2 protein-coding genes and 1 pseudogene are annotated in these 1632 nt (G+C 70.6%); all 3 read left to right on the top strand.

The features are described 5' to 3' along the window. Window positions 1-310: acyl-CoA dehydrogenase family protein (locus JHN63_RS50875; RefSeq protein WP_267953883.1), on the top strand; the 310-nt coding region annotated here is incomplete at its 5' end. Next, a complete protein-coding gene (locus JHN63_RS50870; RefSeq protein WP_200691910.1) occupies window positions 310-1359 on the top strand; it encodes a Zn-dependent alcohol dehydrogenase in 1050 nt (349 codons plus the stop codon). The genes JHN63_RS50875 and JHN63_RS50870, both read left to right, overlap by 1 nt. 140 nt (window positions 1360-1499) lie before the next feature. Continuing rightward, window positions 1500-1632: pseudogene (locus tag JHN63_RS50865) on the top strand (MFS transporter); the annotation flags it as partial.

The following is a 1632-nucleotide window of genomic DNA, read 5'->3' as shown; positions in this document are numbered from 1 at the left end:
GGCCATGCGGTGGAACGCGCTGCGGACCCTCGGGCGGGCCGGGGACGCCGGGGCGCCCAGTGTGGCCAAGCTGTTGTGGGGTGGGTGGCATCAGCGGCTCGGGGAGCTGGCGATGCAGGTGCGGGGGGCCGCGGCGGCGGTGGGGCCGGTGGACTGGACGCCGTCCCGGTCGTACGAACTCGACCTGTTTCAGCACCTGTTCCTCTTTTCGCGGGCCGACACGATCTACGGCGGCTCGGACCAGGTTCAGCGCACGATCATCGCCGAGCGGGTGCTCGGTCTGCCCAGGGAACCCAAGGGAGTCGTCTGATGCGCGGTGTGGTCTTCGACGGCAAGCAGGTCCAGGTCGTGGGGGATTTGGAGGTGCGCGAGCCGGGGGCGGGGGAAGTGCTGGTCGCCATCTCCGCGGCCGGGGTGTGTCACAGCGATCTGTCCGTGGTGGACGGGACCATACCTTTTCCCGTTCCTGTGGTGCTGGGGCATGAGGGTGCCGGGGTGGTGGAGGCGGTGGGCGCCGGGGTCACCCATGTGTCGCCCGGGGATCATGTGGCCCTCTCCACGCTCGCCAACTGCGGGACCTGCGCCGAGTGCGACCGGGGGCGGCCGACCATGTGCCGGCAGGCCATCGGGCGGCCGGGGCAGCCGTTCGCGTGGGACGGGCGGCCGGTGTACCAGTTCGCCTCCAACTCGGCGTTCGCCGAGCGGACCGTGGTGAAGGCCGTGCAGGCCGTGCGGATTCCGAAGGACATTCCCATGCCGTCCGCCGCGCTCATCGGGTGCGGGGTGCTGACGGGGGTCGGTGCCGTGCTGAATCGGGCTCGGGTCGGTCGTGGGGACAGTGTCGTCGTGATCGGGACCGGGGGGATCGGGCTCAATGTCCTCCAAGGGGCTCGGATCGCGGGGGCGTCGACGATCGTCGCCGTCGATGCGAACCCCGGCAAGGAGGCGGTCGCGCGGCAGTTCGGGGCCACGCACTTCCTTACGTCGACGGAGGGCGTGCGGGAGATTCTGCCGAGCGGGGCCGATCACGCCTTTGAGTGTGTGGGGCGGGTGGAGTTGGTCCGGCAGGCCGTCGACCTTCTCGACCGCCACGGCCAGGCGATCCTGCTCGGCACGGCATCGGCGACGGCGGAGGCGTCCTTCCTCGTCTCGTCGATGTTCCTGGACAAGTCGATCCTCGGCTGCCGGTACGGATCGTCCCGGCCCCAGCGGGACATCCCGCTGTACACCCAGCTCTACCGCCAAGGGCGGCTGCTGCTCGACGAGTTGGTCACCAGGACGTACCCGGTGGAGGACTTCGAGAAGGCGGTGGGGGACCTGGAGGCGGGGCGGGTCGCGCGAGGGGTTCTGACGTTCTGACGGTGCGGCGGGTGCGCTTGGCGTTGTGTCGGGTGCGCTCGGCGATGCGTCGGGCGTGCTTGACGGTGGCATGGCGGGAGTTGTCCACAGGCGTGGGAAATTCCTGGGGCGCTGTCGGTGCCGGCCCGTAGCGTCGTGGCATGACCTACCGCGATGTCGTCTCCCGACAGGTCCTGATCTGGGCCTGCACCGCCATCGGCGCCCGTATGCCCGTGGCCATGGCGCCGCTCGCCCTGGTGTTCCTGGTGCGCGAGCGGCCCGGGGGCTACTCGC

Source organism: Streptomyces sp. MBT65 (genome assembly GCF_016612545.1).
GTDB lineage: Bacteria > Actinomycetota > Actinomycetes > Streptomycetales > Streptomycetaceae > Streptomyces.
Note: the sequence above shows the minus strand (reverse complement) of the source record. Positions and strands in the feature narration are given on the sequence as shown.